Source organism: Halomonas sp. ATBC28, from assembly GCF_005937175.1.
GTDB classification, from domain to species: domain Bacteria; phylum Pseudomonadota; class Gammaproteobacteria; order Pseudomonadales; family Halomonadaceae; genus Vreelandella; species Vreelandella titanicae.
Window position 1 is genome coordinate 1 of record NZ_VCQL01000168.1, and the last position, 402, is coordinate 402.

A 402-nucleotide genomic window follows, 5' to 3' on the forward strand; every position below is an offset into this window, starting at 1 on the left:
CTTTTTAAATTCGCGGCTGAATGACTGCTGTGAATCAAAATGCAAAGAGAGTGCAATATCAAGCATAGATTTCGCGGTGAGCCGGACAAGAATGGCGGCACGACAAAGCCTTCGTTTGCGAATGTATTCTCCCAAAGGCACATGCATGAAATTTCGGAACAGAAGCTGGATGTTGCGTCTGCTGTAGCCAGATTTCTGTGCGATATCTTCGATTGAAATAGGGTGCTCAAGATTGCACTCAATCCACTCCAGGAGCTGCTGTAGAATCTTCTGCCTGATCATCTCATTCTCCGTTAATTCTTTGTCATATCGCACATTTTCGTTATACCCTGGGCCCTAAGTGTATCAAAAATAGCAAGGGCGAAGGCAAAAGCACTGGTAGCGTCTGCTTCGTTGTCCCCG

The 402-nt window shown here is 46.0% G+C and carries 1 protein-coding gene; it reads right to left on the minus strand.

Annotation, left to right across the window (positions count from 1 at the left end):
• A partial coding sequence (locus E0L35_RS25860) for a helix-turn-helix domain-containing protein (RefSeq protein ID WP_138801759.1) occupies positions 1-282 on the minus strand: 282 nt, incomplete at its 3' end.
• Between the last annotated feature and the right edge of the window lie 120 nt (positions 283-402).